The sequence below is a fragment of the Vibrio tubiashii genome (assembly GCF_028551255.1).
Classification (GTDB): Bacteria; Pseudomonadota; Gammaproteobacteria; order Enterobacterales; family Vibrionaceae; genus Vibrio; species Vibrio tubiashii_B.
Map to the genome: position 1 here is coordinate 738,168 of NZ_CP117030.1, position 25,253 is coordinate 763,420.

At 44.0% G+C, this 25,253-nt stretch carries 24 protein-coding genes; 13 read left to right on the forward strand and 11 right to left on the reverse strand.

Annotated features, from left to right (window positions below):
• Positions 1-14: 14 nt before the first annotated feature.
• The 3 genes from LYZ37_RS18675 to moeA are packed head-to-tail and all read right to left on the reverse strand — an operon-like array spanning position 15 to position 2,351.
• Complete coding sequence (locus tag LYZ37_RS18675; protein WP_272788310.1) at positions 15-323, reverse strand: hypothetical protein; 309 nt, start codon at positions 321-323, stop codon at positions 15-17.
• A 33-nt stretch (positions 324-356) separates the two neighbouring features.
• Positions 357-1,106, reverse strand: coding sequence for a molybdopterin-synthase adenylyltransferase MoeB (gene moeB / locus LYZ37_RS18680; protein WP_272788311.1), 750 nt, complete (start codon positions 1,104-1,106; stop codon positions 357-359).
• Positions 1,107-1,115: 9 nt separating this feature from the next.
• Positions 1,116-2,351, reverse strand: coding sequence for a molybdopterin molybdotransferase MoeA (moeA, locus tag LYZ37_RS18685; protein WP_272788312.1), 1,236 nt, complete (start codon positions 2,349-2,351; stop codon positions 1,116-1,118).
• Between the two features lie 156 nt (positions 2,352-2,507).
• Here moeA and folE point away from each other — a divergent pair, with 156 nt between their 5' ends.
• Together folE and dbpA are read left to right on the forward strand one after the other, a co-directional pair.
• Complete coding sequence (folE, locus tag LYZ37_RS18690) at positions 2,508-3,161, forward strand: GTP cyclohydrolase I FolE (protein ID WP_004746842.1); 654 nt, start codon at positions 2,508-2,510, stop codon at positions 3,159-3,161.
• A 106-nt stretch (positions 3,162-3,267) separates the two neighbouring features.
• Positions 3,268-4,644, forward strand: a complete 1,377-nt coding sequence (gene dbpA / locus LYZ37_RS18695; protein ID WP_420794639.1) for an ATP-dependent RNA helicase DbpA — start codon at positions 3,268-3,270, stop codon at positions 4,642-4,644.
• Positions 4,645-4,721: 77 nt separating this feature from the next.
• On the opposite strand, the gene LYZ37_RS18700 is transcribed toward dbpA, so the two are convergent.
• From LYZ37_RS18700 to LYZ37_RS18710, 3 genes are all read right to left on the reverse strand, one after another.
• On the reverse strand, positions 4,722-5,468 hold the full coding sequence (locus tag LYZ37_RS18700; RefSeq protein WP_272788313.1) for a MipA/OmpV family protein: 747 nt from the start codon (positions 5,466-5,468) through the stop codon (positions 4,722-4,724).
• Between the two features lie 154 nt (positions 5,469-5,622).
• On the reverse strand, positions 5,623-6,759 hold the full coding sequence (gene msrB, locus LYZ37_RS18705; protein WP_171325175.1) for a peptide-methionine (R)-S-oxide reductase MsrB: 1,137 nt from the start codon (positions 6,757-6,759) through the stop codon (positions 5,623-5,625).
• Positions 6,760-6,921: 162 nt separating this feature from the next.
• On the reverse strand, positions 6,922-8,124 hold the full coding sequence (locus LYZ37_RS18710; RefSeq protein WP_272788314.1) for an aromatic amino acid transport family protein: 1,203 nt from the start codon (positions 8,122-8,124) through the stop codon (positions 6,922-6,924).
• Positions 8,125-8,703: 579 nt separating this feature from the next.
• On the opposite strand from LYZ37_RS18710, the gene LYZ37_RS18715 reads away from it, so the two are divergent.
• The 4 genes from LYZ37_RS18715 to LYZ37_RS18730 all read left to right on the forward strand — a co-directional run bounded on the left by LYZ37_RS18715 (position 8,704) and on the right by LYZ37_RS18730 (position 12,118).
• Positions 8,704-9,279: an acyl carrier protein phosphodiesterase gene (locus LYZ37_RS18715; protein ID WP_272788315.1), complete on the forward strand. Its 576-nt coding sequence runs from the start codon at positions 8,704-8,706 to the stop codon at positions 9,277-9,279.
• A 35-nt stretch (positions 9,280-9,314) separates the two neighbouring features.
• A complete protein-coding gene (locus tag LYZ37_RS18720; protein ID WP_272788316.1) occupies positions 9,315-10,574 on the forward strand; it encodes a DEAD/DEAH box helicase in 1,260 nt (419 codons plus the stop codon).
• A 71-nt stretch (positions 10,575-10,645) separates the two neighbouring features.
• Positions 10,646-11,152 (forward strand): GNAT family N-acetyltransferase, encoded by a 507-nt coding sequence (locus LYZ37_RS18725; RefSeq protein WP_004746827.1) that lies wholly within the window; start codon positions 10,646-10,648, stop codon positions 11,150-11,152.
• Between the two features lie 192 nt (positions 11,153-11,344).
• Positions 11,345-12,118 carry a substrate-binding periplasmic protein gene (locus tag LYZ37_RS18730; RefSeq protein ID WP_272788317.1) on the forward strand — a complete coding sequence of 258 codons (774 nt, stop codon included), beginning with the start codon at positions 11,345-11,347 and terminating at the stop codon, positions 12,116-12,118.
• 46 nt (positions 12,119-12,164) lie between these two features.
• Here LYZ37_RS18730 and LYZ37_RS18735 read toward each other — a convergent pair whose 3' ends face one another.
• Entirely contained in the window at positions 12,165-13,292 is a 1,128-nt protein-coding gene (locus LYZ37_RS18735) for an acyl-CoA desaturase (RefSeq protein WP_272788318.1), read from the reverse strand.
• Positions 13,293-13,546: 254 nt separating this feature from the next.
• On the opposite strand from LYZ37_RS18735, the gene LYZ37_RS18740 reads away from it, so the two are divergent.
• The 4 genes from LYZ37_RS18740 to LYZ37_RS18755 all read left to right on the forward strand — a co-directional run bounded on the left by LYZ37_RS18740 (position 13,547) and on the right by LYZ37_RS18755 (position 18,784).
• On the forward strand, positions 13,547-14,107 hold the full coding sequence (locus LYZ37_RS18740; protein ID WP_272788319.1) for a GNAT family N-acetyltransferase: 561 nt from the start codon (positions 13,547-13,549) through the stop codon (positions 14,105-14,107).
• Between the two features lie 99 nt (positions 14,108-14,206).
• Positions 14,207-15,325: an efflux RND transporter periplasmic adaptor subunit gene (locus LYZ37_RS18745; protein WP_272788320.1), complete on the forward strand. Its 1,119-nt coding sequence runs from the start codon at positions 14,207-14,209 to the stop codon at positions 15,323-15,325.
• Positions 15,326-15,335: 10 nt separating this feature from the next.
• A complete protein-coding gene (locus LYZ37_RS18750; RefSeq protein WP_272788321.1) occupies positions 15,336-18,488 on the forward strand; it encodes an efflux RND transporter permease subunit in 3,153 nt (1,050 codons plus the stop codon).
• A gap of 74 nt (positions 18,489-18,562) precedes the next feature.
• On the forward strand, positions 18,563-18,784 hold the full coding sequence (locus LYZ37_RS18755; RefSeq protein WP_272788322.1) for a DUF7661 family protein: 222 nt from the start codon (positions 18,563-18,565) through the stop codon (positions 18,782-18,784).
• Positions 18,785-18,819: 35 nt separating this feature from the next.
• On the opposite strand, the gene LYZ37_RS18760 is transcribed toward LYZ37_RS18755, so the two are convergent.
• Positions 18,820-20,580: a methyl-accepting chemotaxis protein gene (locus tag LYZ37_RS18760; RefSeq protein ID WP_272788323.1), complete on the reverse strand. Its 1,761-nt coding sequence runs from the start codon at positions 20,578-20,580 to the stop codon at positions 18,820-18,822.
• 144 nt (positions 20,581-20,724) lie between these two features.
• On the opposite strand from LYZ37_RS18760, the gene LYZ37_RS18765 reads away from it, so the two are divergent.
• Positions 20,725-21,327, forward strand: a complete 603-nt coding sequence (locus LYZ37_RS18765) for a beta-phosphoglucomutase family hydrolase (RefSeq protein ID WP_272788324.1) — start codon at positions 20,725-20,727, stop codon at positions 21,325-21,327.
• 34 nt (positions 21,328-21,361) lie between these two features.
• Here LYZ37_RS18765 and LYZ37_RS18770 read toward each other — a convergent pair whose 3' ends face one another.
• Both LYZ37_RS18770 and LYZ37_RS18775 read right to left on the reverse strand, forming a co-directional pair.
• Positions 21,362-22,666 (reverse strand): inosine/guanosine kinase, encoded by a 1,305-nt coding sequence (locus LYZ37_RS18770; protein WP_272788325.1) that lies wholly within the window; start codon positions 22,664-22,666, stop codon positions 21,362-21,364.
• A 111-nt stretch (positions 22,667-22,777) separates the two neighbouring features.
• Entirely contained in the window at positions 22,778-23,245 is a 468-nt protein-coding gene (locus tag LYZ37_RS18775) for a CreA family protein (RefSeq protein WP_272788326.1), read from the reverse strand.
• A 265-nt stretch (positions 23,246-23,510) separates the two neighbouring features.
• Between LYZ37_RS18775 and LYZ37_RS18780 the strand changes: the two genes are divergently transcribed.
• The gene (locus tag LYZ37_RS18780; RefSeq protein WP_272788327.1) at positions 23,511-24,017 is read left to right on the forward strand and encodes a flavodoxin; all 507 of its coding nucleotides are present in this window, start codon (positions 23,511-23,513) and stop codon (positions 24,015-24,017) included.
• Positions 24,018-24,238: 221 nt separating this feature from the next.
• Positions 24,239-24,886, forward strand: a complete 648-nt coding sequence (locus LYZ37_RS18785; protein ID WP_272788328.1) for an HAD-IA family hydrolase — start codon at positions 24,239-24,241, stop codon at positions 24,884-24,886.
• Here the strand turns inward: LYZ37_RS18785 and LYZ37_RS18790 are convergent.
• Complete coding sequence (locus LYZ37_RS18790; protein ID WP_069669435.1) at positions 24,883-25,083, reverse strand: hypothetical protein; 201 nt, start codon at positions 25,081-25,083, stop codon at positions 24,883-24,885. The two genes, LYZ37_RS18785 and LYZ37_RS18790, sit on opposite strands and share 4 nt — an antisense overlap.
• Between the last annotated feature and the right edge of the window lie 170 nt (positions 25,084-25,253).

Genomic DNA, 25,253 nt, shown 5'->3' on the forward strand with positions numbered 1-25,253 from the left:
GTGCAACCTTGCATCTAATTAGAAGAGCAAGAAGAAAAACGATAGCTGCTCGATTTTCTGAATTTATTTGGCTCTTCCTGCAAGACAATAATAGAGCCTTCGGGACACGTTGAAGCGGCTGGGGCGGTAACGAGAACGGTGTTGCCTGTGTCTAACTGAACATTTAGATATCGACGTTGACCATCCAAAGATTGAGTGACTGTCTGAGAAACAACAACGCCTTTAATTGAAGGTTTTTGCTCTGACGGTAGAAGGAAGAGGAGTAAAGCAAGAACGATTGTTAGGGTAAATAAAGCAGCAAGGAAAATTTTGGGATTATTCATCAACAAATCTTTGTTCCTTACTGCTTAGAAAAGTTAACCACAAACAGGGCAATTTGGCATTTTCATTAAGTTCATTTCACGCCAAGACATGCTCATTGCATCAAGCATAAGGATTTTGCCTTGCTTTGGCGTTCCATAATTGGCAATCACCTTGATCGCTTCCATAGCTTGCACCGCGCCAATGATACCAACGACGGGAGACATCACCCCGGCTTCAACACAACTTAGGGCTGCGCTACCAAACAAAGCACTTAAACATTGATAGCAAGGCTGGCTGTCTTCTTGGTAGGTAAAGACACTGACTTGACCTTCCATTCGAATCGCAGCACCAGAAACTAAAGGTGTTTTTAGAGCATAGCAAAGCTTATTAAGTTGATTTCTGGTTTCAACATTATCTGAGGCGTCGAGTACTAAGCTGTGATTTGCTATCAGTGCGGAAAGCGCTTCATCAGTTAGCCTTTTATCGATCGTTTCAACTTCAAGGTGTGGGTTTAGCTGTTTGAGCGAATTAGACGCAGATAAAACCTTCTTAGTCCCGATATCAGCATCGTGATGCAATACTTGTCGTTGAAGGTTTGAAAGCTCAACCACATCATCATCAATCAAGGTGAGTTTTCCGATACCCGCAGCTGCCAAGTATTGACTAGAGGCGCAGCCCAAGCCACCAGCTCCCAATATCAACACAGAGGCTTGTTTCAATGCTTCTTGACCGTCAAAGTCAAACTGCTTAAGAATGATTTGACGGTTGTATCGCAGCATTTCTTGATCAGATAAGATCTCCAAACGTCACCTCTAGTATAGGGTCGGGTTGAATAGCTGAATGTTGACTGTCTCACCGACTTCAACACGGCCACGCTCACGCTCAAGAACGACAAAGCAGTTAGCTAAGCTCATGGAACGGAATGCGCCTGAACTTTGGTTGCCTGTGGTTTCGACAACAAATTTGCCATCTTCGATTGAGTAGATGCCACGTTGATAGTCTGTACGACCAGGTGCTTTTTTAAATGCGCTGCGTGTCGTCGCAGGAATAGACTCAGGCGCTGCCCACTCTGTATGTCCAGCTAATTTAGCCAGTAGTGGTTGTACTAGCACATACATCGTCAATACGGCTGATACAGGGTTACCAGGCAAACCGCAGAACCAAGCAGTAGAGAGTTTACCAAAGGCAAAAGGTTTACCCGGTTTAATTGCTAGTTTCCAAAAACCGATTTGCCCAAGCTCTTCAAGAATGTCTTTAGTGTAATCGGCTTCACCGACGCTAACGCCGCCCGAAGTCACCACCACATCCGCGAGTGTTTGAGCTTTTTCAAACGTCGCTTTAAGGGTCTCAGGACAATCAGGAATAATTCCAAGATCAATGGCTTCACAACCAAAGTTTTCAATCAGTGGCTTAATACCGTAGCGGTTACTGTCGTAGATCTGACCTTCAGCTAATGGTTCACCGAGTGGTTTTAGCTCATCACCTGTCGAGAAAAAGGCAACGCGCGGTTTACGTACAACGGTTACATGGCTGATGCCCAAAGTAGCAATCATAGGGATATCACGAGAGGTGAGACGAGCACCTTTGTTAAGAACAACGTCATCTTGCTTGATGTCGTCACCCATAGGTCGGATGTTGTTTTGTGGTTTTACGTCGCTCTGATTGAACTGGATCCCTTGTTCGAGTACTTCGGTGTTCTCTTGCATAATCACTGCATCACAACCGTCTGGAATCTTTGCTCCGGTCATAATGCGAATACATGTTCCTTGTGGCCATTCACCATCAAACGGTTGTCCTGCAAAAGACTTTCCAGCCAAAGGCATTACATTGTTTGCTGCAAGGTCCGCTAGGCGAAGCGCGTAGCCATCCATCGCCGAATTATCAAAAGGAGGGACAAAAATAGGAGAAAGAATGTCTTCTGCTAAGACAAAACCAATAGCTTCAGCAAGTGGGAGTTGCAAGGTCGTTTGGATAGGTTTGATTGGCGATAGCATTTTATCCATCGCTTCTTCGATTGGCATCAAGCCAGGTGCGTCACAGCATCCCATAAATAATCCTACTCTTTTATTATTGTTAGCTAATCAGGTCACTCTACCACAGAAAGCCTTGTGCAATAATGACCTCCGATAAAATATGGGTGTAATTATTCAAAAATCCGAGTATCCTTGTCAGCCATCCTAAAGGGGTAAATAAGAGGAAGTGGTATGTCAGGTCTTAGCGAATCCGCAAAGTTGGTAAAAGATGCGCTAGAACGTCGAGGATTAGAGACGCCAATGGCTCCTAATCAGTTCAATCGAGAAGAGAAAAAAGAGAAAATTCAGCACCATATGCGTGAAATTCTCTCTCTACTAGAGCTTGACCTTACCGATGACAGTCTAGAAGAAACACCGCACCGTATTGCGAAGATGTATGTGGATGAAATCTTCTCTGGTTTAGACTATTCAAACTTCCCTAAAATCACGGTGATCGAAAACAAAATGGACGTGAGCGAAATGGTTCGCGTCAAAGATATTACCGTGACAAGTACTTGTGAGCATCACCTTGTAACGATTGATGGGCGAGCAGCGGTAGCTTACATACCTCGTGGTAAGATCATCGGTCTTTCGAAAATTAATCGCATTGTTCGCTTTTTCGCGCAGCGTCCACAAGTTCAAGAACGTATGACGCAGCAGATTTTGGTTGCTCTACAAACGCTACTAGAATCGGATGATGTGGCGGTAACAATCGATGCAACGCATTACTGTGTTAAGTCGCGTGGCGTTATGGACGCAACTAGCGAAACAACCACGACTGCTTTAGGCGGCATTTTTAAATCTAATCCGGCAACAAGACACGAGTTCCTTCACGGGATTCGATAGGGCAGCGATTAGGTTATCGACTTATTCAAAACCGCTTCTATTGAGGCGGTTTTTACTTTTTAAATCGAGAGTAAGACACTTTCGATAAACCACTAAGGTTAATATTGTGACGACTTCATTTAAGACGCTTGGTCTTCGTAGCGAACTGCTAGAAACACTCGATAGCTTGGGCTACACCCAAATGACGCCTATTCAACAGCAGGCTCTACCAATGGTATTGGCGGGCAAAGATGTGATTGGTCAGGGGAAAACTGGTTCAGGTAAGACAGCGACGTTTTCATTAGGCTTATTGAGCAACCTAAACGTGCAACGCTTCCGAGTTCAGACCTTGGTTCTTTGTCCAACTCGTGAGCTTGCCGATCAAGTGGCAAAAGAGATTCGTACCCTAGCGCGTGGTATTCATAACATTAAAGTTCTTACACTATGTGGTGGAATGCCAATGGGGCCTCAGATTGGCTCGTTGGAGCATGGCGCACATATTTTGGTGGGCACGCCAGGTCGTATTCTAGACCATATGTCAAAAGGGCGTATTAGTCTTGATGAACTCAATACGCTCGTGCTTGATGAAGCTGACCGAATGCTTGAGATGGGTTTTGAAGAAGCGATCGATACCATCATTGAAGTGGCACCGACTAAGCGCCAAACACTGCTATTTAGTGCGACGTTCCCTGACAATATTGAATCACTTTCTGCCAAGGTGATGGTTAAACCAGAAATGGTGAAAGTGGAATCGACGCATCAAAAGAGCACTATTGAGCAGCGTTTCTACAAGCTAGATACAACTGAAGTACGCGATGATGCGCTGGAAACATTGTTGCTGACTCATAAGCCTGAATCTTCAGTGGTGTTCTGTAATACCAAGAAAGAAGTACAAAACGTGACTGATGAGCTAAGCCATCGAGGCTTTAGCGTGGTTGAGTTGCATGGTGATATGGAGCAACGTGAGCGTGAACAAGCGTTAACTATGTTTGCCAACAAAAGTATTTCAATTCTGGTTGCAACAGACGTTGCGGCGCGTGGCTTGGACGTTGACAACCTTGATGCCGTATTTAACTTTGAGCTATCTCGTGACCCTGAGGTGCATGTTCACCGTATTGGCCGTACAGGTCGCGCAGGTTCAAAAGGGGTGGCATTTAGTTTCTATAGTGAGAAAGAAGAGTATCGTGTGGCTCGTATCGATGAGTACATGGATATTGCTATTACGCCTTCACAACTGCCTGAAAAACCAGTTGAGCGTCCTTTTTATCCTAAGATGCAAACCATACAAATCTTGGGTGGCAAAAAGCAGAAAGTACGCGCAGGGGACATCTTAGGCGCACTGACTAAGCAAGCGGGGCTCGATGGTAAGAAGATCGGTAAGATCAACATTTTGCCAATGGTCTCTTATGTCGCCGTTGAACATGACATTGTTAAAGCTGCCCTTAAACAGCTTCAGACCGGTAAAATGAAAGGTCGTAACTTTAAAGCCCGAGTTATGAAATAAAAGCCGCAATAGTTAAAACCCCAGTAGGCGAAAAGCCACTGGGGTTTTATTTTTTATTCAGTAAGATTTGTTAGTCGTTAATCAGTAAACTTATAGACCACACCAAGACTTGCTACCCAACCTAAGTCGCGCTGCACGAGCGGGCTATTTGAGTCGTGATGTTGTAGCTCAAGCTTAGCTAAGCCAAGCCAATCTGGTGTAAGGGTATAGATACCAATCAAACCCGCTTGATAAACCCAAGATTGCTTAGCTTCAAATGCACTGAATCGGGACTGACTCGCTTCGAGAGGGCTAACGTTATAAAGGTGCTGTGAGAGTTTTTTGTCACGGTAGTCGACCTCAACATATGGGGTGAGAGTAAAGTTGTCGAAAGGCAAATCTAACGTGCGACCTAGGTGAAGTTGAACTTCATAGCCTTTGTGCTCACTTGTGACATCATGAAGAAAGGTTAATCGCGCACCCACCGTACCGATTGTCACACCCAGTTCACCATTGCCATCGCGATCTTGAATGCCACTAGGTAGGTCATCAAAATCGTTGGATACTTCTGAAAATCGCCATTGACCTGAAATACCAAGATACGGCAAAACGGAAACGTTAACTAAGCTGCCATCAATAAAGCCATATTTGCCGTTATAAAACAGGTTCGGTTCTGCTGAGGCTTGCCCCTTATCACCGTCAGTAAATACAGATTGGCCGAAAGTGCCGCTCGCGCCGACAAAACCAAAATCATAGTACTGCTCGTTAGCGTTTGCATGAGCATTGGTAACGCCAAAGGTAGCCGCGAGCACTCCTAATGTAACTGCTTTGATATTTAAACTCATTGTGATTCTCCTTGTCTTCACAAATAGGAGAAAGGGTATTGAGCAAATAAATTGCATAAAAATAGAAAAAATAATAAATAACTTTGATGTCAGACTAGATAAGAAAAGAGCCAATCCGGATGGGAATTGGCTCCTTGGTCGACGTTTGGATGGATTAACTGTCGAATAAGTATAGGTACTCTGCGTAGCCTTCTTTTTCTAACTCAGAAACAGGGATGAACTTCATCGCCGCAGAGTTCATACAATAGCGCAGGCCTGTTGGCGCAGGGCCGTCTTTAAATACATGACCCAAGTGTGAATCAGCAAAGCGGCTTCTGACTTCAGTTCTTGGATAAAGAAGGTGATAGTCTGTTTTAGTGACAATGTAACCCTCATTAATCGGCTTGGTAAAACTCGGCCAACCTGTACCTGACTTATATTTATCCGTCGAGGAGAATAGTGGCTCGCCAGAAACGATATCAACGTAAATACCCGCCTCTTTGTTATCCCAATATTCATTGTTGAAGGCACGCTCTGTCCCTTCTTTCTGAGTGACATAGTACTGTAAATCGGTCAGCTTCGCCTTGATCTGCTTATCTGAAGGCTTATTGTACGCTTTGATGTTGGCGACAGCATTTTTCTCATCAATCAATTGACGTAATGTCACTGGATTTTCTTCGCGATCATCACCAAAGATTTCATCAAGATACTGGTCACGACCCGAAGCATATCGATAGTAGTTGTAACGAACTTTATTGCGTTTGTAATAGTCTTGGTGGTAATTCTCAGCCGGCCAGAACTTTTCGAATTTAATCAGTTCCGTTTTTAATGGTTTCTTGAAGATACCTAATGCATCGATCTCTGCCATAAACTGCTCAGCGATCATTTTTTGTTCATCGTTATGATAAAAGATCGCAGGTCGATAGTGACGCCCGCGGTCGACAAATGAACCTTTATTGTCCGTAGGATCGATATGGCGGAAGAACTGGTCAAGAATCTGTTCATAACTAACCGCTTTTGGATCATACTTTACTTCTATGACTTCAATATGGCCGGACTTTCCTGACGATACTTGCTTATAGGTTGGGTTTTGTAAATCGCCACCTGAATACCCAGAAACAACGTCTATTACGCCATTAAACTTTTCTAGGTCTGACTCTGTACACCAAAAACAGCCTCCTGCTAGTGTGGCAACTTCGTATCCTTTTGAAGTTGTGGTTTTGGGCATGTCACTTTCTGCGGTGCCTACAAAAGAGGCAAGGGCAGCTACGGCTGCGAGAGCGGATAGGACAAACTTAAACTTCACTTTCATATCAACCTCATCGATTGTTTTCGTTATCGATTAATAAGAACGGGTTAGACGGCAAAAAATTACCAAATAGATATAAGTTTTATCCATATTCGCTGAAAAGGGATCAAAAAAAGACGCCAATAAAGGCGTCTTTGTGAGATTTCTTGGTTGTACTAACAAGGGTTATCCTAAAGCGGGTAGGAAACCTGCTGTGATAAGAATCTGTGCGCCGATGATCAGGACGCCCACAGTACTTCCAACCGCGAGACCTAGATTACCACCAAGCACCTGATAGTGCTCAGAATCAGATTGAGCGCGCGCCTTTTTAACCATCAATATTGGTAAAAAGATTGCGAGAACGACAAGTGCAATAGCTGCATAACCAAGCGCCATAATAAAGCCTTGCGGGTAGAAGAGTGCAAATCCCATTGGAGGAAGGAAAGTAATCATACCAACCAGTGCGCGTGAGTTGCCTTTTCCTTGCTTCTTCAGGGTATCACCTAAGAATTCAAACAAGCCTAAACTAACACCCAAGAAAGAGGTAAGTAGGGCTAAGTCGGCGAAAATACCAATAGTTTGGCCTAGGTTAGAAGCGTGCACTGTTGTTGCAAGCGTTGAAATTAATGCGCTTAGACCTTGGTTTTCAAGCAACGTAGATTGGTTAACAACGCCAAGCGTTACCACTTGCCAAAACACATAAATAATTAGAGGGATAGCAGAACCGACCAAAATCGCTTTACGTAGTGAAGGGGTATGACCATCAAGGTAATTCACAATGGCAGGAATGCTGCCGTGGAATCCAAATGAAGTAAAGATCACAGGGATGGCTGCGATTACCAATCCTTGTTCTACTGGCATGCTCAAAAGGTAAGACTCTGTGACGTTTGGTGCTAAGAAGGTGAGCACCATTGCCATGGCGACAATCTTGACTAAAAACAGCACTCTGTTCACTTTATCTACCGTAGCGGTGCCAATAGTCACAACAGACGCGACGATTAGGGTGAAAATTAAAGTAGATGTCGTGTTCGAAACTTCTATGTTGGTGAAACTGGCAATACGGTCAGCAAATTGAGCACCGCCGCCAGCAATGTACGCAGCACACAGGGCATAGAATAAGAACATCATGGCAAAACTCGCGACCCACTTGCCTTTGGTGCCAAGAAACTGCTTGGCTAACGTATGCAAGGTCGCATCTTGTTCAGCATGCTGATGGACTTCAATCATTAACAGCGCGGTGTAAGCCATTAGGGCCCACAATGCGATCATGATCATTAGAGATGTAGAGAAACCGATTCCTGCGGATGCGAGTGGCAGTGCCAGCATGCCTGCACCAATGGTGGTGCCTGCAATGATCAAAGTACTACCCAATACCTTTGATTTTGTCATTGTATAATAATCTTTACGTTTTAATGTGCTTTTGTAGCTATATAGGCTAATAAATATTCAAAATATGGTGTTTATAACTACCATAAGTGTGATTGTGTAAAATAATTCAAACGTAATCAAGCTTTTTGTACAGTTAATCTACCATTACTGTAAATAATTATGTACAGAATGAGATTTGCCCACGACGTAATCGTTTACTTGGGATTGGTTTCAAATCGTGGCCACAATTTACTTTTCCCTTTCAAAAAACTGTCATATAAGTGGTTTAAAAAGGAACAATAGAACCACATATTCAAGTAGAGACTTGTTTATGGGTCTTAAGAAGTGTTTTTATTAAGGAGGTCAGAATGAGTGACCAATCAGTAAATGAAGAATGCCTTGAGCTATTAGATGCGATGGAAATTGGCTTTGAGCTCTCAGACTATGAGCAGTCAATTGAAGAACTCGCAGAAGAAATCTTCAAATAACAATTCTTCAACGATGATATTGCTATTAATGTAGCCGACAGAAAGAGCCAGTGCATTCGCGCTGGCTTTGTGCTTTTATTGAAGAGGTAGACGTTATTGCAAGGCTATTCGATTGAACTATCTCGCCCATTTACATATTGCAGATCATTGCGACTCGAATTTACTCGGCAACTTGCTGGGTGATTTTGTAAAAGGTAATCCTGAGTCTCAGTTCCCTAACTATGTTTCTCAAGGCGTGCGCCTGCACCGATATGTCGATTCATTCACAGACCATCATGAGCAAGTTCTCGAAGTAAAAGGCTTATTTCCCAATGGAGTAAGGCGTTTTTCCGGTATCGCTTTGGATATGTTTTGGGACCACTGCTTAGCGAACCAGTGGAGTCAGTTCCACTCAAACTCACTGAATGAATTTTGCCAACAAGCAGAGCATCGAGTGTCTCTCGACAGCCACAATGAACTGCCAGAACGGTTTTTACTTGTCTCCACTGCGATGTGGCAAGGACGCTGGTTGGAGTCTTATCAACATCTAGACAATATTGAATATGCTTTGCAACGAATGTCTGCTCGATCCCCGAGAATGTCACGGTTGAGTGACTGTTTTCCCCATATTGAGCGAAATTATGACCACTTGGTTGAGACATTCTCCACCTTCTACCCTGATGTACTAACTGCGAGCAAAAGTTTTTGATAGAATCATCCGCCTTGCAATTAAAGGCTACGCGCATGTCGACACAATTTGAAGCACTAGGGCTTTGCTCAACACTTACCCAAACCACTGACAAACTCGGTTTTAGCCAACCAACCGAAGTACAGGCTCAGGCTATTCCACATGTTCTTGAGGGAGCAGATGTCCTTGCTGGTGCTCAGACCGGAACGGGTAAAACTGCGGCCTTTGGCTTGCCAATATTGCATAAGCTACTTGCGTCCGATGTGAAGCGCGATCCGCAAAGCAACGATGTTCTCGCTTTGGTCCTTGTCCCTACCCGTGAGTTAGCTCAACAGGTGTACGATAACCTAGTTCAATATGCGCAAGAGACGACAATAAAAATCGTTACTGCCTACGGTGGCACAAGCATGAACGTACAGACTCGTAACCTGAGCGAGGGTTGCGATATTCTGATTGCTACACCCGGGCGTCTGCTCGATCATATGTTCTGCAAAAACATCAACTTGTTCAAAACGCAATACTTGGTACTGGATGAAGCAGACCGAATGTTGGATATGGGCTTTATGCCAGATATCAAACGCATCCTTAAGCGCTGTAATGATGATCGTCAAACGCTGTTCTTTTCTGCAACCTTTGATAAACGAATCAAAACTATCGCTTATAAAATGCTCAATGAGCCGGTAGAAGTTCAAGTAACCCCTTCCAATAGTACTGCCGAGACAGTAAAGCAGATGGTGTATCCGGTTGATAAAAAACGCAAAGCGGAACTGTTGGCGTACTTAATTGGCTCAAGAAATTGGCAACAAGTACTGGTGTTTACTAAAACCAAGCAAGGGAGCGATGCACTGGCGAAAGAGCTTAAACTTGATGGTATCAAAGCGGCTTCGATTAATGGTGATAAAAGCCAAGGAGCACGTCAGAAAGCACTGGATGACTTCAAGTCAGGCCAAGTTCGAGCACTTATTGCCACCGACGTAGCTGCTCGTGGTCTTGATATTCAGCAGCTTGAGCAGGTGGTTAACTTCGATATGCCATACAAAGCGGAAGACTACGTTCACCGTATAGGTCGAACTGGTCGCGCTGGAAAAGAAGGATTCGCGGTATCGTTAATGAGCCGTGATGAAGAGTACCTACTCGAAGCAATTGAACGCTTACTCGACAGCAAACTGCCTCAAGAATGGCTACAAGGCTTTGAGCCGAGCTTGATCGAAGAAGTCGAACCAGACAAATCGCCACGTCGTAGAGGTCGTAACTTAGACAAGCGCAAAATGAAGGCGAAGCTTAAGATTCACGCCAATCGTGGTAAAAGAAAATAGCATAATTAAGAGGGCTCTGGTTGATAACAACAGAGCTCTTTTATCAAGGAATAATGACAAGGAACTCGTTAGTGAAATTGGCACTCATTACATTAAAAGATGCTGAAGCCTTGCTGGAGTTTGAACTAGACAACAAAGCTTGGTTTGAAGAGTTTATCCCGCCACGCGAAGAGGGTTTCTACTCGATACAAGGTGTGCAGCAACATATCCGTGAGTTCTTACTCGACTATCAATGCAATGAAATGATCCCGCTGCTTATTAAGAGCCTTGATAACCAAATCATCGGCAGAATCAATCTGACCAATCTCGACTCAGTGCGTCGCAGTGCTCATTTGGGTTATCGAGTTGGTAAAGCGTCAACTAACCAAGGTGTGGCTAAGTGGGCTGTTTCCGAAGTGACGAAATTAGTCGAACAAAAAGGGATAAAGAAGGTTTTTGCTTACGCTGCACTAGAAAACCCTGCATCGCAGAAAGTGCTGACTAATAATGGGTTTCAACCAGTGAAAGTCGTTCAAGATTATGCGGAGCTGCATGGCAAGTCGATCGATTGTATCGAGTTTAGACTTTTGGTCGGGTAAAGCCGGAAGCACTTAAGTAAAATACTGCAAAGCAATTCCACAATAAAGATCTCTTAGTTATCAATAAACTAAAGTGCTACTTTACTCAATGACTGTCACTGTACTTGGTTTCGATATCTTGACTTAACCCCCGTATAGACTATTACTTAGCGATAGCACAAAGGTTTATCCATAGATTCATTGGGGGCTATGATGAGATTACTTTTGACACTATTATCTACGCTTTTACTCTCTGGTGTTGCCGTCGCGAAAACCGATATTACGGTTTACGGCGACGACACATACCCACCTTATTCCTACGTTGAAAGCGGCAGGCTTACCGGGATTTATACCGTCATTCTAGAAAACATTTTTGCCAAAATGCCTGACTATAACATTACCTTGAAAGGGACTCCTTGGAAGCGAGGTTTATCTCAAATTGAAGGTAGTAAAATATTCGCGCTTTACCCACCCTATAAACGTCCCGAGCAAAGACCTTATATGGAATACGATGTACCAATCTTGGATGAGAAACTGGTTGTTGTATGCCAAAAGTCAGTATTAAGCACTGCTAGGCCAAATTGGCCTGGTGATTATATGGGCTTAACTATCGGTAATAACGCGGGCTTTTCTGCTGGTGGCGATGAATTTTGGTCAGCAGTGAAAGCAGGGCAGATTAAAGTAACTGAAACCAAAGGGACGCCTAAGAATCTATTGAAGTTAATCGCTGGGCGCATCGATTGCTATATGAATGATGCTTTATCCATACAGTGGGAGCTTAAGAAATTACAAAATGAAGGCAAGTATGATGGTCAAAGCGTGATTGAAGGCGCAACCATTAGTTCAGAGCAGGGTTTCTTAGGCATTGTTACTAACGGCTCTGGTTATCCTTTTAAAGAAAGCTTCAAAGCTGAATATCACAAGATACTATCTGAAATGAAGCAAAGTGGTGAGATAGATAAAATAGTAAATGACTTCATTAAGTAAACAGAACTGGGATAAAAAACGGAAGCCGAGGCTTCCGTTTTTTATATTAAGCGTATTGGGCAACCATGCTTTCCCAACTCTTTCTTTGGGTGGCAAGCTCTTGCTTCATTTGCTGGTAGCGAAGCTTAAGTAGCGATTTCTCATACTTCTGGGCAAGGTCATTTTTCTTTGCCTCTAGCACCTGCTTCTTCACATCGTAGTAATCAGACATCTTACCCATCAGGGCTTCAAACTCTTTATTCAACGCTTCGTTAAGCAGTGCAGCGTTAGGCAGTTTATTAATGTTTCGCGATGCGGTGCTTAGGGATTGTTTAGCTTTGGCTTTTTCAATGATTAGCTTAGGCGTAACGCGAAGCTTCTTCGTTAGACCGAACCAAGAGCAAGATTTGATCAACCATTTGGTAGGATCGTACTGCCACCAGTAGATGCCATTGCGGTAGTCGTTCTCAAAGATATGGTGGTAGTTGTGGTAACCCTCGCCGAATGTAAACACAGCAAGCACAGCGTTATCACGAGCGGTATTCTTGTCTGTGTATGGCTGGCTTCCCCAGATGTGCGCCAAAGAGTTAATGAAAAACGTCGAATGATGGCTAAGCACTAACCTCAAAACGCCAACAATCAGAAGCATACCTAGGACATCACCGTGTAATAATCCAAGCGCGATAGGGATACCAAAGTTAGTCGCAATGGCTAAAGGTACGTAATACTTGTGTTGCCACATAACAATTTTGTCTTTCTGTAAATCACGGCAGTTGCTGTAGTTCTCAAAAGTATTGGCATTGTACTCTCGCAACATCCAACCAATGTGGGAAAACCAAAATCCGCGTTTCGCTGAATATGGGTCTTTGTCGTTGTTATCGACATGCTTGTGGTGAATGCGGTGATCTGAGCTCCAATGCAGCGCACTGTTTTGGAGTGCAAATGCGCCACCTAAAGCGAAAAGGAAGCGCAAAGACCAGTGAGCTTCATAGGTTTTGTGGGACCAAAGGCGATGATAACCCGCCGTGATTGAAAGGTTACAGAAAGAGAACGCGACTAAAAACCAAACGAGGTGCTCGACGCCGTAACCCGAGGTTATGCCATACCAAGGCACGACAGCAACAGCGACGATAAAAGAGGATAAGAAGATAAATACATTTAACCAAATCAGAGGTGGTTTGCTAGAGCCCGACATGGTGATTTCCTTTCAGCTAACAGTTGTGCGCTAGAATATCAGCGTACAAGTGTAAGTCAAACGGAATTAAGGAGTTTGATGTCTAACTCACGCCTTTAGTGCATCGAATATGTAACTAAGTTTGTAATCGTTGGTTTGGCTAGATAATTATTCAATTTCTTGCGTAACTAGTTTCAGAATGTTTGGCTTTTAGTTAAATGTTTTATAGTATGAAGAGGTAAGCAATCCTTACAGGAAGTAATAAGGAACTATAAATGGAATTAAAAGTAGCTGAATATAGCGACTATGAGCGCATTGCTACTCTGCATGCTCAGAGCTGGAAGCTGTTCTACCAAGGTATTTTGGGCAAAGACTTTCTTGAGAACGAAGTTCTCGATGAAAGAATGGCTATTTGGCAAACGCGCCTTATCAATCCTCCCTTCAACCAACATGTTCTTCTTATTGAAGAAGGCGGTTTACTATGCGGGTTTATTTGTGCATTCGGTAACCACGACTTTGAGAAAGGCACCATTATTGATGCATTGCATGTAGACCCTTCATATAGAGGACGCGGGTTAGGTGTCAAACTGCTTTCAGAAATGGCGAAGTGGATCGCACAATACTTTCCTGATAACGGTGTATACCTTGAAGTAATGAAAGACAACAAACAAGCTGTAGACTTCTACGAACACCTTGGCGGCGACTGCCAGATCGAGCGCTTGTGGAATGCGCCGTGTGGAAATCAAGTTCCAGAGTTAGTCTATACATGGAAATCGGGAAAGGATCTGGCAAACAGTGTCGAATCTCACACTAAGTTAGATGTTGTAACAGGTTGAAACAAATAAGGTTGTTTCCCTGATAATTCTCGGACATTTGCTTTGTTGCCGTTAGGTAGTTTTAGATAAGCCCATTTTTAATTACCTAACGGTTTATTCATGAAAAAAACAATTCTCTTCACAGCGCTCAGTAGTGCGCTTTTTCTCGTAGGATGCGGCGAAACTACAAAAGGACAAAATCAAGCTCCGCCACAATTGGTTGTCGCCGAGCAAGCGAAATTCACTTCTCATCAACAAAGTAAATCTTACATTGGCCGTGTCGAGGCGGTTGAAGATACCAACATCACCGCGCAGGTGACTGGCTATCTTAAGTCTCGCCATTTTGAAGAAGGGCAAATGGTCGAAGCAGGCCAGCTGCTCTACACGATTGAGCCGTCTTCTTTTGAAGCGCAACTAGCCAGCGCTAAAGCAGAGCTTGCTCAAGCGAGAGCGAATCTTAAAAAAGCGGAACTAGACTTCAAGCGCGGTGAAAACCTGCTACCGAAAGGCAGTATTTCCCAATCTGAATTCGATAACCTAAATGCGGCGCTCCTTGGTGCTAAAGCGCAATTGGAAGCGGGCAAAGCGCAAATGCATTTGGCTGAAGTCAACCTTTCTTATACTCAAATCAAAGCCCCATTCTCAGGCCGAATTGCACAAAGTAAAGTGAGTACTGGTGATCTCGTCTCTCCCCAGTCAGGAATTCTTACCACTCTGGTAAGCCTAGACCCAATCCACACCAGCTTTAGTGTGAGTGAGCGTGAACGCCTTGAACTCGGTATGGATAGAGTAAAAGGTGAAGGCGGTGTTGATCTGGTTGAGGTGCAAGTCGTCTTAGAAAACGGACAACCTTTTGAGCATTTGGGAAGGCTCGACTTCTTAGGTAACCGTATCGACGTCAACACGGGCACACTCGCGATGCGCGCGGTCGTTGATAACCCTGAATATCGTCTATTACCTGGGCAGCATATCCGTGTGGAACTACGTGAGAAAGAGGCACAGGATGTGGTGATTGTTCCGCGTCGTGCTGTGCAAACCGACCTTGAAGGCAATTTCGTTATGGTTGTTGCAGAAGGGAACGTGGCAGAGCGAAGAAACGTAGAGCTTGGTCGCCAACTAGAGCAGGGCATTATTGTTCAAAGTGGCGTTAGCGCTGATGAACAGGTGATAACCCAAGGTCTACAACGTATCCGAAATGGCGTTCCTGTACGTTTTGACGAAAAACCGGCAGCTGAATAACGAGGTCTAAATGTTAAGTCGCTTCTTTATCCAGCGTCCTAAGTTCGCGCTGGTAATATCAATTATACTCACGCTAGCAGGTGCGATCTCCTTGATGATCTTACCAGTTGCTGAGTACCCGAAAATCAGCCCTCCTTCGGTTAACGTTTCAGCCTACTATACAGGTGCCAGCGCAGAGGTCGTTGAACAGGCCATTGCTGACCCCATAGAAACCTCCGTTAACGGCGTTGAGAACATGATCTACATGTCGTCTAAAAGCGCTAATGACGGTTCATATAGCTTAAATGTGACTTTTGATGTTGGTACTGATCCTGACATGGCTCAGGTTAACGTACAAAACCGAGTGTCGCAGATTGAGTCTAAGCTACCGCAAGAAGTGCGTATGGTCGGTGTAACTGTTCAGAAACAGTCACCAGATATGTTGATGGTGTTGAACTTCTACTCGCCAGACGGTAAGTATGATGACAAGTTCCTTATCAACTACATCAACCTAAACGTTAAAGATCAGTTGGCTCGCGTTAAAGGTATCAGTAACGTTAATGTTATTGGTGGTGGCGAATACGCGATGCGTGTTTGGTTAGATCCTGAAAAAATGGCTAACCTAAACCTGACCACAAGTGATGTTTATTCTGCACTAGCGGAACAGAACGTTCAGGTAGCCGCAGGTCGAGTGGGTGCAGCGCCATACAGCAGTGCGCAAGAGGTTCAATTTAACCTAGTAACCAAAGGCCGCTTGGAAAGCGTCGATGAATTTGAAAATGTCGTTTTACGTGCAAACAGTGATGGTTCTACTGTCTACTTGAAAGATGTTGCGCGCGTTGAACTCGGCAAGAAATTCTACGACGGTACAGGTAAGTTCCGTGGTCAAGATGCTTCAATTGTCGTGCTTTCTCTGCAGTCAGATGCCAACGCACTAGAAAGTGGTGCAGCGGTCATGGAACTGCTTGAGAAGCTAAGCACCAACTTCCCAGAAGGTATGGTGTACGAAACCAGTTATGACACAACGCTGTTTGTCTCGGAATCGATTAAAGGTGTCGTTAAGACGCTCATCGAAGCCATCTTGCTAGTTATCGCGGTTACCTATCTTTTCCTAGGTAGTGGGCGTGCGACACTAATTCCAGTCGTGGCGATTCCAGTGTCTTTGATTGGTACGTTTGCCATCATGCAAGCCACTGGCTTCACCATCAATACCGTAACCCTGTTTGGTCTTATTCTAGCCATTGGTATTGTGGTTGATGACGCCATATTGGTGATTGAAAACGTCGACACAACTATGGCCAAGGATCCTTCCATTAGTCCGAGAAAGGCAACTTTGATTGCGATGAAGGAAGTAACAGGGCCAATCATTACCTCAACATTAGTCTTGCTCGCAGTATTCCTGCCAGTCGCGATGTTGCCGGGCATTACAGGGATCATGTACAGACAGTTTGCGTTAACAATCTGTATTTCGGTAGTCATCTCATCCATCAATGCGTTAACACTATCGCCTGCTCTATGTTCTCTGGTTTTAAAACAAGGCGGTGGCAACACAGCTCGTTGGTTCACCGCGTTTAATGCGGGTTTAGAAAAAGTAACCGCTCGTTATGGGCAAGTGGCAGGTTTCCTTGTTAAGAAGAGCGTGCTTCTAGTTACCTTCTTTATTGTGGCCGTCGCAGCGGTAAGCTTCTTTGCTAAAACAACCTCTACTGCCTTCGTTCCTCAAGAAGATAAGGGCATCTTACTGGTTAACGTTCAGCTGCCGGATACCGCGTCTCTTTCCCGTACTGAAGAAGTGACTGAGCAGCTAGTAGAGTTGGTTCAAAATGAGCCAGGTGTTGAAGGTGTAACCGTGGCAAACGGCTATGCATTTATGACAGGGGCTTCAGCTTCAAATGGCGCATCATTGTTTATCAAGCTACATGATTGGGATACGCGAAATGCGCTCGACGGTGAGCACTCTGCCAATGCGATAGGCCAGCGTATCAATGCCATTGCGGCGACAGAGCTACCTCAAGCGATTGTATTTGCGATGGGGGCTCCAGCTGTTCCGGGTATGGGCGCAGCGTCAGGCTTTGAGTTTGTCTTAGAAGATAGCTTGGGTCGCAGCCGAACCGATCTAGAAATGGTCATGGGTCAAATGATCGAAGAGGCTAACAAACAGCCAGAAATCGCATTTACCTTTAGTACATTCCGCGCCAATGTCCCACATTACTATGTTGATATTGACCGTGAGAAAGTCCAACAGCTTGGCATTCCGCTTTCAAGTGTTTTCCAAACGCTACAGGGTAACTTAGGTTCTCTGTATGTGAATGATTTCACTATGTTTGGTAAGAACTTCCGCGTAACGATGCAGGCAGATGGAGAACACCGTCGTGGTATGGAAGACCTAGAACGTTTCCATGTACGCTCAGCGAGTGGTGAAATGATTCCACTAAGTACGCTGGTTAGTTATGAGCAAATTTTTGAGCCAGACGTTGCATGGCGATACAACATGTACCGTAGTGCCGTGATCCAAGGTCAGCCTGCTCCTGGTTACTCAAGTGGTGATGCTATAGCCGCTATGGAACGCGTCGCTGCTGAAGTGCTACCGCAAGGCTACCAGTACGAATGGACAGGTATGGCATACCAAGAGGTGCTTGCCGGAAATCAAGCGATATTTGCCTTTGCTCTCGCGCTTATCTTTATTTACCTGTTTATGGTGGCGCAGTATGAGAGTTGGACCATACCATTGGCAATCATATTGGTTGTTCCGATCGCAACGCTGGGCTCCTTCCTTGCGCTGAACTTAACAGGAACACCTCTGAACTTATATGCCCAAATTGGTCTCGTCTTACTCATAGCGCTAGCGGCGAAGAACGCAATCTTGATTGTGGAATTCGCCAAGGTAGAGCGAGAAGAGAAAGATGTCCCTATTGGTGAAGCTGCAGTTCAAGGTGGTAAGCTACGTTTCCGTGCCGTTAACATGACGTCGTGGTCGTTTATCTTAGGTATTTTCCCTCTGATATTCGCTTCAGGTGCAGGACATGTAAGCCAAAACTCACTCGGTATTTCGTTGATCGGCGGCCTGTTGTGTGTGCTATTAGCAGGTACATTCTTAATTCCGGGCTTCTACGCATTTGTTCAGCGTCGTCGAGAGAAGGCCCATGGTGGCAATACTAAACTGATTCCTTTAGATGACGAGTAACGTTTGGTAAATTCAAAATCCCCTCAGCTGATTAGCGAGGGGATTTTTTTGCATTTAAAGATTGGAGAGTAAGCATGAGATTCTTCTTTAATGTGTTCGGTAATAAAATGTCTGTAGAAAGAAAAGGAGAAGAGTGGTTACTGTATCAAGAATCAGATACTTCAATTCGCCGAAGGGTTTACGATATCTACATCCCGAGTGATATAGACTGTGACCAACTCGCCCAGTACTTGGCTGATATGTATCATGAGAACGCGACAGAGAGATTTTCATCGGTAGAAAAAATAAAGCCCTAACCAACTGGCTAGGGCATTGTCGATAATTGAGCCGATTAAGACGTTTTGAACTCAGCGACAGCGTTATCCATATCTGTAGCTTGCGCAGAGACACGATCAACTTCGGTCATACATTGCTGAGCTGAGCCCATATTTCCTTCAGAGATTGTATTCAACTCGGTAATCGATTCACTCACTTGGTTCATCACAATGCCTTGCTCTTCAATTGCCGAGGCAATACGTTCAGAGTTGGCTTGGATGTTGGTCATATCATCAATGATTTGAGTCAGGCTACTATCAAGCGTACGTGACGCCTCAAGAGTTTGAGAGCCTTGCTCATTACATTGATCAATATTGGTCACCACTTGCGACATCTGAGACTGAATTGCGGTAACCACTTTGGTGATTTCTTCCGTTGACTGATGAGTTCGACTTGCGAGTGCACGTACTTCATCGGCGACCACAGCAAACCCTCGACCTTGTTCGCCAGCGCGGGCTGCCTCGATAGCCGCGTTAAGAGCCAGCAAGTTAGTCTGCTCGGCGATCTCTTGGATAATGTTTACGGCATCGCCAATCTTATCAACGTGATTGTTCAGATCGCTGATCGACTCTTGGCTATTTCCCAAAATAGATGAAAGCTGATCAATATTTTGTACGGTTGTTTCAACGACTTTACGACCATTTTGAGCGTTAACAGAGGCTTGTTGTACACCTTCTACGGCGACAGCGGTACTTTCTGAAATCTCGCTGATGGTAGAGACCATCTCTTGGACAGAGGTCGCCATAGTACTGGTGTGGTCAGCTTGAGTGTGGAACTGCTCAATAACGTGTTGCAGCTCATTGTGCATATTAGAGGTACTTTGTGACAACTCAGCAGACTTAGATTGGGTCCCGGATATTAACTGCTCAAATTCATCTAACAAGCGATTAAAGTAATTGCCGATAACTGAGAGTTCATCATTTTTAGTTAAGTTAGCGCGTAGGGAAACATTGTTGGTACGAGCAATTTCTTGGATTGCCGTAAGTAACGAGGCTACTTGCTGGTTAATTGTGCGTGAAATTTGGAAAATGAATCCAAAGATGATCAGAACAGCTAAGCCAGTTACGCCAAACTTTAAAGTTTCTAGCTGCTCTTGTGTCACAGTTGTTTCTTCATTGAGTGATGAAGCAAATGCTTTAAACTGTTGTTCTACGGCGTGAGACAAGTTGCGTGTCTCACCGAGTAAACCTTCGTTGTACTTAAGGCCAATACGTGTGCTCTGGTCTATATAGGCTTGCGCTGAAGATCGAAGGGAAGAGGCATCGCTCGGAATGAGTGATGGGTCTAATTTACCAGCCAATACTTGTTTGTTAAATTCAAACAACTCAACAAGTTCGTCACTTGAGAGAGATTCTTTTATACCAGCGAGCTCAGCATTGTAGCGGCCAACCAGTTTATCTTCAGGTTTCAAGCCACGTTGATCAAACGCTTGAACTAAAGTATTAAACCCAGTTTGATATTTAAGAATATCTTGTTTAAGTTGGCTACTTGAAGGAAGGTTATGTTGCGACAACAGGGTTGAAAGCTCAGATTCAAGGCTTAAAAAGGTGTCCATGTTGCCGTTAAATTTATCGAGATACTTCAAGTCTTTACGGAGCAAGAAGTCTTTCTCGTTCCTCCTTAGATTAAGAAGTCGAATTTCAAGTTTGGCAACCAATAAACTTGCTTGATTGAGTTCAGAAGTGGTTTGGGCAAAGTGAGTTGCGGTTAAAAGTACCGAAACAACCCCTAAAATGGCGACAGCACCCAATGAATACAGTTTATTTTTGATATTCATGAGATTACCTTATTTGTTAAACAATTTGATTTATAGGTAGTTAATGTGATGTTAGTTGCTATTCGCAAATATATCAATTAGGACGGTGGTCATAGTTTTGTCTGCTAGCTACATTGTTACGAGTTAAGTTATAAAGAGAAATAAATGTTTGAAAACATAGAGAAATATCAAGCTCTCATATTTGATATGGATGGTACTATAATTGACACTATGCCTGCACATTTAAATGCGTGGCAGCAGACCGCTGAGCATTTTGGCTTCCCGTTTTGCGAGCGATGGCTACATAGTTTGGGCGGAATGCCAAGCTATAAGATCGCGGCTGAAGTCAATAAGAAGCATGGTATGTCGCTGGAACCTAAGGAAGTATCGCGATTTAAAATGGATGCGTTCGCTTCACTTGAAGAGCATGGGGAGCCGATTGATTGTACGGTGAATGTTCTTAACCATTTCTTTGGTAAGAAAAAACTTGCCGTTGGTACTGGAAGTCAACGCGAGAGCGCGATTAGGCTACTGACCAAAGCCAAACTAATCGACAAGTTAGATGCTGTTGTTACCGCTACGGATGTGACTAATCACAAACCTAATCCCGATACCTTTTTGCAAGCGGCGGAGTTGGTGAACACAGTACCAGCCAACTGCCTTGTGTTTGAAGATACCAAACTCGGCCTTCAGGCGGCCCATGCAGCAAAAATGGATTGTATGATGGTTGAAGGCGACGAACTTGTTTTTTATCCTTACTCTGAATAATAAAAGAGCCGCTAAAGTTAGCGGCTCTTGAGTTTTATCTATCCCAGTAAGCTTCTTCTAAGCTATCTTCTCTCTCTGGAAGCGCTCGCGCTAGGCGAGGCGAGTGCTGAGTTAACACTTCATAGCTCACGCGGTTTGCGTACTTACAAATTTGTGACAGTGAAGAGTAAGTCAGGTACGGCTGATCATGTTTTGATGAGTTTGGTACATTCACCTGATGGTGGCTGTTCGCCGCCATATCATGCAGCAGTGCAGACAGAGCAGCATCACCAGCGCCGTTAGTGTTTTTGATCTCAAGTGGGCCACCGAGATACGGGCCAATATGAGAGTACACTTTTACTGGATTCTGACAGTCTGATTTACGCATTGCACGGCTGAACTCGTACTTATTGAATTCAGGGATATTACCTGGCAATAGAGGTAATTCGGTTTCGCGCTTAACTGAATCTTCAGTGTAACCTGCCATGTAAAGACCAACCGGACCAGCGGTACATAGAACCACATCTACCCACTCCAGTGCTTTGTCGGCAGCAAGAAGAGGATCTTTTTCACCAGTCAGGGCTTCACCTTCTTCTTCGTTCATCGCGACGATAGCGATGTTTTCCTTAATGTAGTCTTGCCACCACTTTGCATTGCCTTCGATGACCCATTTCGTTCCCAAAGTTAGGACAACAGGCACATTCTTCGATTTAGCAATCTCGATTGCGCGAGCAACAGCTTGAGGCATAGGATCTTCAGGCTTTCCGCGCATTAAGTATGAAGAAACCACAAGGGCAGAGGCTTTATCAAACACATCTTCAGGAATGCTGTCAGGGCGCAGCTGATTCATGTGGCCTTCGTTAATTGCGAAGGTACGTTCACCGTTTTCAGAAATTAGGGTGTAGCAGCGACCGATTGAGCCTTCAACCATTTGTAAATGGTTAAGGTTCATACGAGAAGAAGTTCTACATAGGTAACGGTAGGCGAACGAGCCCACTTCAATGTTACGCGACATAACACCAAGTAATACTGATTTGCTGTCTGCGAGCACAGAGTAGTTGTGCAGCGTGTTGCCGATCGTATCGCCTGGGTATTGGTGAGTGATCAGTTCACGTTCGACAAGCTCTTCATACAGAGCATCTGCTTTGGCTTCTTCTAAAACTAGAGAGTGTCCTTTACTCAAGTCATATTTCGCGAGAAATTCGTCATCGACTCTGGCTTCAATATCAACGATTGTTTGACCAACACCAACCACAATTGGGCGATAGAGTTTTGGCGTTTGTTTCATCTGGTTGACGAGTGGATCACGGGCGTGAGTTGGAAAGTAGTGCTTAGATTTGCGCTGTCCGGGAAACTTCATGTTTAAAGTGGAGTTGGAAATTTTCCCGCATAATATCACATTAAGTTAAGATTGCTTTCATATTTATTACATAAAAAAGTGCCAACCGTATGTGGTTGGCACTTAATTGAGCTATTTTTCTTTGGTAAAACTACCGTAGGCTTTTGTTCCCCAAAGCGGCACGGTCGATAAACTGTGCTTAAAGCTACCGTCGGTCTCTTTGGTAGTGTATGAAAGGTAAAGAAGCGTCTGATTTTCTGCATCGTAGATTCGTCTAACCTTCATCGATTTGAAAAAGATACTTTTTGATTTCTTGAACACGACTTCACCAGATTTGCTTTTATCAATCTGAGCGATCATTTCTGGGGTGATATCACCCGTTTGGCGGCACGAGATAGAGCTATCGCTTGGGTCTGCAAGGCTAAAATCCGCTTCGATAGAAGCAATGTGGCAGGTAACACCTGTGACGACATCATCTTTTAGGTTTTCGATCTTAATGTCTTTCAATGTAAAAACGCCAAGCGAAACATCGCCAACTTCGTTGTCAGAACAACCCGCTAATAGTCCGGTTAAAAGCATTGCGGTGAGCAGTTTTTTCATTCTAAATCCTTGCTATTGTTTAGTTATCCGAATCTTTGGCTCAAGTATCAAGGGCACTCAAGAAACGACAAAGGCCTATGCCTACTGGCGTTTCAAAAATGAATAACACTAAGCATAAAGAGACAAGATGCAAATAGAGTACTGATAGCATATCAGGTTTTTGAATACTTTACTGAATCACGTTTTAAAAGACTTGAGAGGTCAAGGTGTTATCTAGTAAGCTTCAGCCTAACTTCCTTAAGCGAGTACAGGTCTAACCGACGTTATGACGATACCTAAGATTGCTGAAATCAAAAATGAATGGCTTTATCAACAAGTCGATGTTGAATATCCCACAAAAGAGAGTATCGCTGGGTTAGCACTGTATAAAGCAAAGGTCGCTTCGTGCCAATATGAACAATTAGAGTCAGTGCCGACTGAGTCGAGTATCTTTGGCAAAGATGATATCTTCCTAGTTGATTTTCATCGTTTAACCGTTATGTTTGCCTTGTTACAGGCACGCCGTTGGCAAAACCAAGCCGACAAAGATCTGATTTTAGAATTCCTTTCGCAAATTATTTACTCTGAGCCATGCAGCTTGTATTTAGGTTTTAAAGCGGGAGAAGCGGTTGCAGCAGCGATCGTTACAGAAAGTGAAGATGCTTCACTGATTTCAGATATCGTTGTCAAAGACGAGTCAGCGCAGCTAAGCAAACAAGACTTTGTTGCTGCGCTGTGTGTGAAATTAGGTATGAATGATGACAGTGCTCATAGCTTGTTTGTTGAAAGTTAGCGATGTATACAGAAACCTAGCGGAAACTCATCTTCAGCTAGATTAAATTCTTCTATCCTGCCTCTAGAATCGCATCATGGTTAGCTAAAATGTTGCAAATGGTGATGCGCTTTAAACTTCTGATTATAAATCCCTTATAAACCATTGAAATGTTAAGCTGGTCATTTCAAATATCACTATCTGTCTTATTATTTCTCGTAGAAAATTAAGAGGGTAGTGATATGGCAAAGCCTCAAGCTCAATGTGTAATTTTTGATTGTGATGGTACTTTGGTCGACAGCGAAAGGCTGTGCTGCCAAGCGTTGTGCGAAACGTTTAACCATTTTGGCGCTTCGTTATCGATGGAAGAAGCGGTCAGTCATTTTGAGGGAGGTAAGCTAGCAGACATATTAGCGGCGACCAAGCAAAGGCTAAATGTTAATGTTTCTATCGATCGACTCGAACCTGTCTACCGTCAAAAGCTCGACCTGCTTTTTGAAGATCAATTGCAGCCAATGGAAGGGGTGTTCGAGGTTTTGGATTACCTCAATGAGAATGGTGTCGAATATTGTGTGGCTTCTAATGGTCCGAGAGACAAAATCGAGCGCTGCCTTGAGTTGACTGGGTTGTTACCGTTTTTTAAAGGGAAAATCTTCTCTGCATTTGATACCAATAGCTGGAAACCGGAACCTGATCTTATCCTTTACAGTGCAATGAACATGGGTTTTAAGCTCGAAGATTGTATTTATGTGGACGATACGCCAAAAGGGCTCGAAGCTGGAGTGAGAGCTGGCGTGCAAACTGTTCATTTAACCGGGTTAAACAACAAGCATCACACGCTAGATCTGAAAAAAATAAGCCACCTACGGGAGCTTGAAGAGATGCTTTAATGTGGGGCAGTTTGGGAAATTGTTGGCATTGTACCTACTTTATGCAGTAGCGCATGAGTCGGAGTGAGTTGTGTGACATTTTCAAAAAAGGACCCACATTCTGCGCAAAGCATGTTGTTGTTATCAGACAGCAAGTACTCCTCGCTACCGCATAACGGACAGCACAGCACATCGTTGAGCATTTCATCTTTATTCATGGGGGAATCTCCCGGCAGCGACAATAGAAACAATATATTATTAATTTTGTAATGTTCGTCGACAGGATAACTGGGCGTTGTTTTCCTGACAATTCCATTTTAGTCGAATGGCTCGCTGTATTGCTCAATAAATGGAATTATCCACAAATATTGAGAAGCATTTCATATAT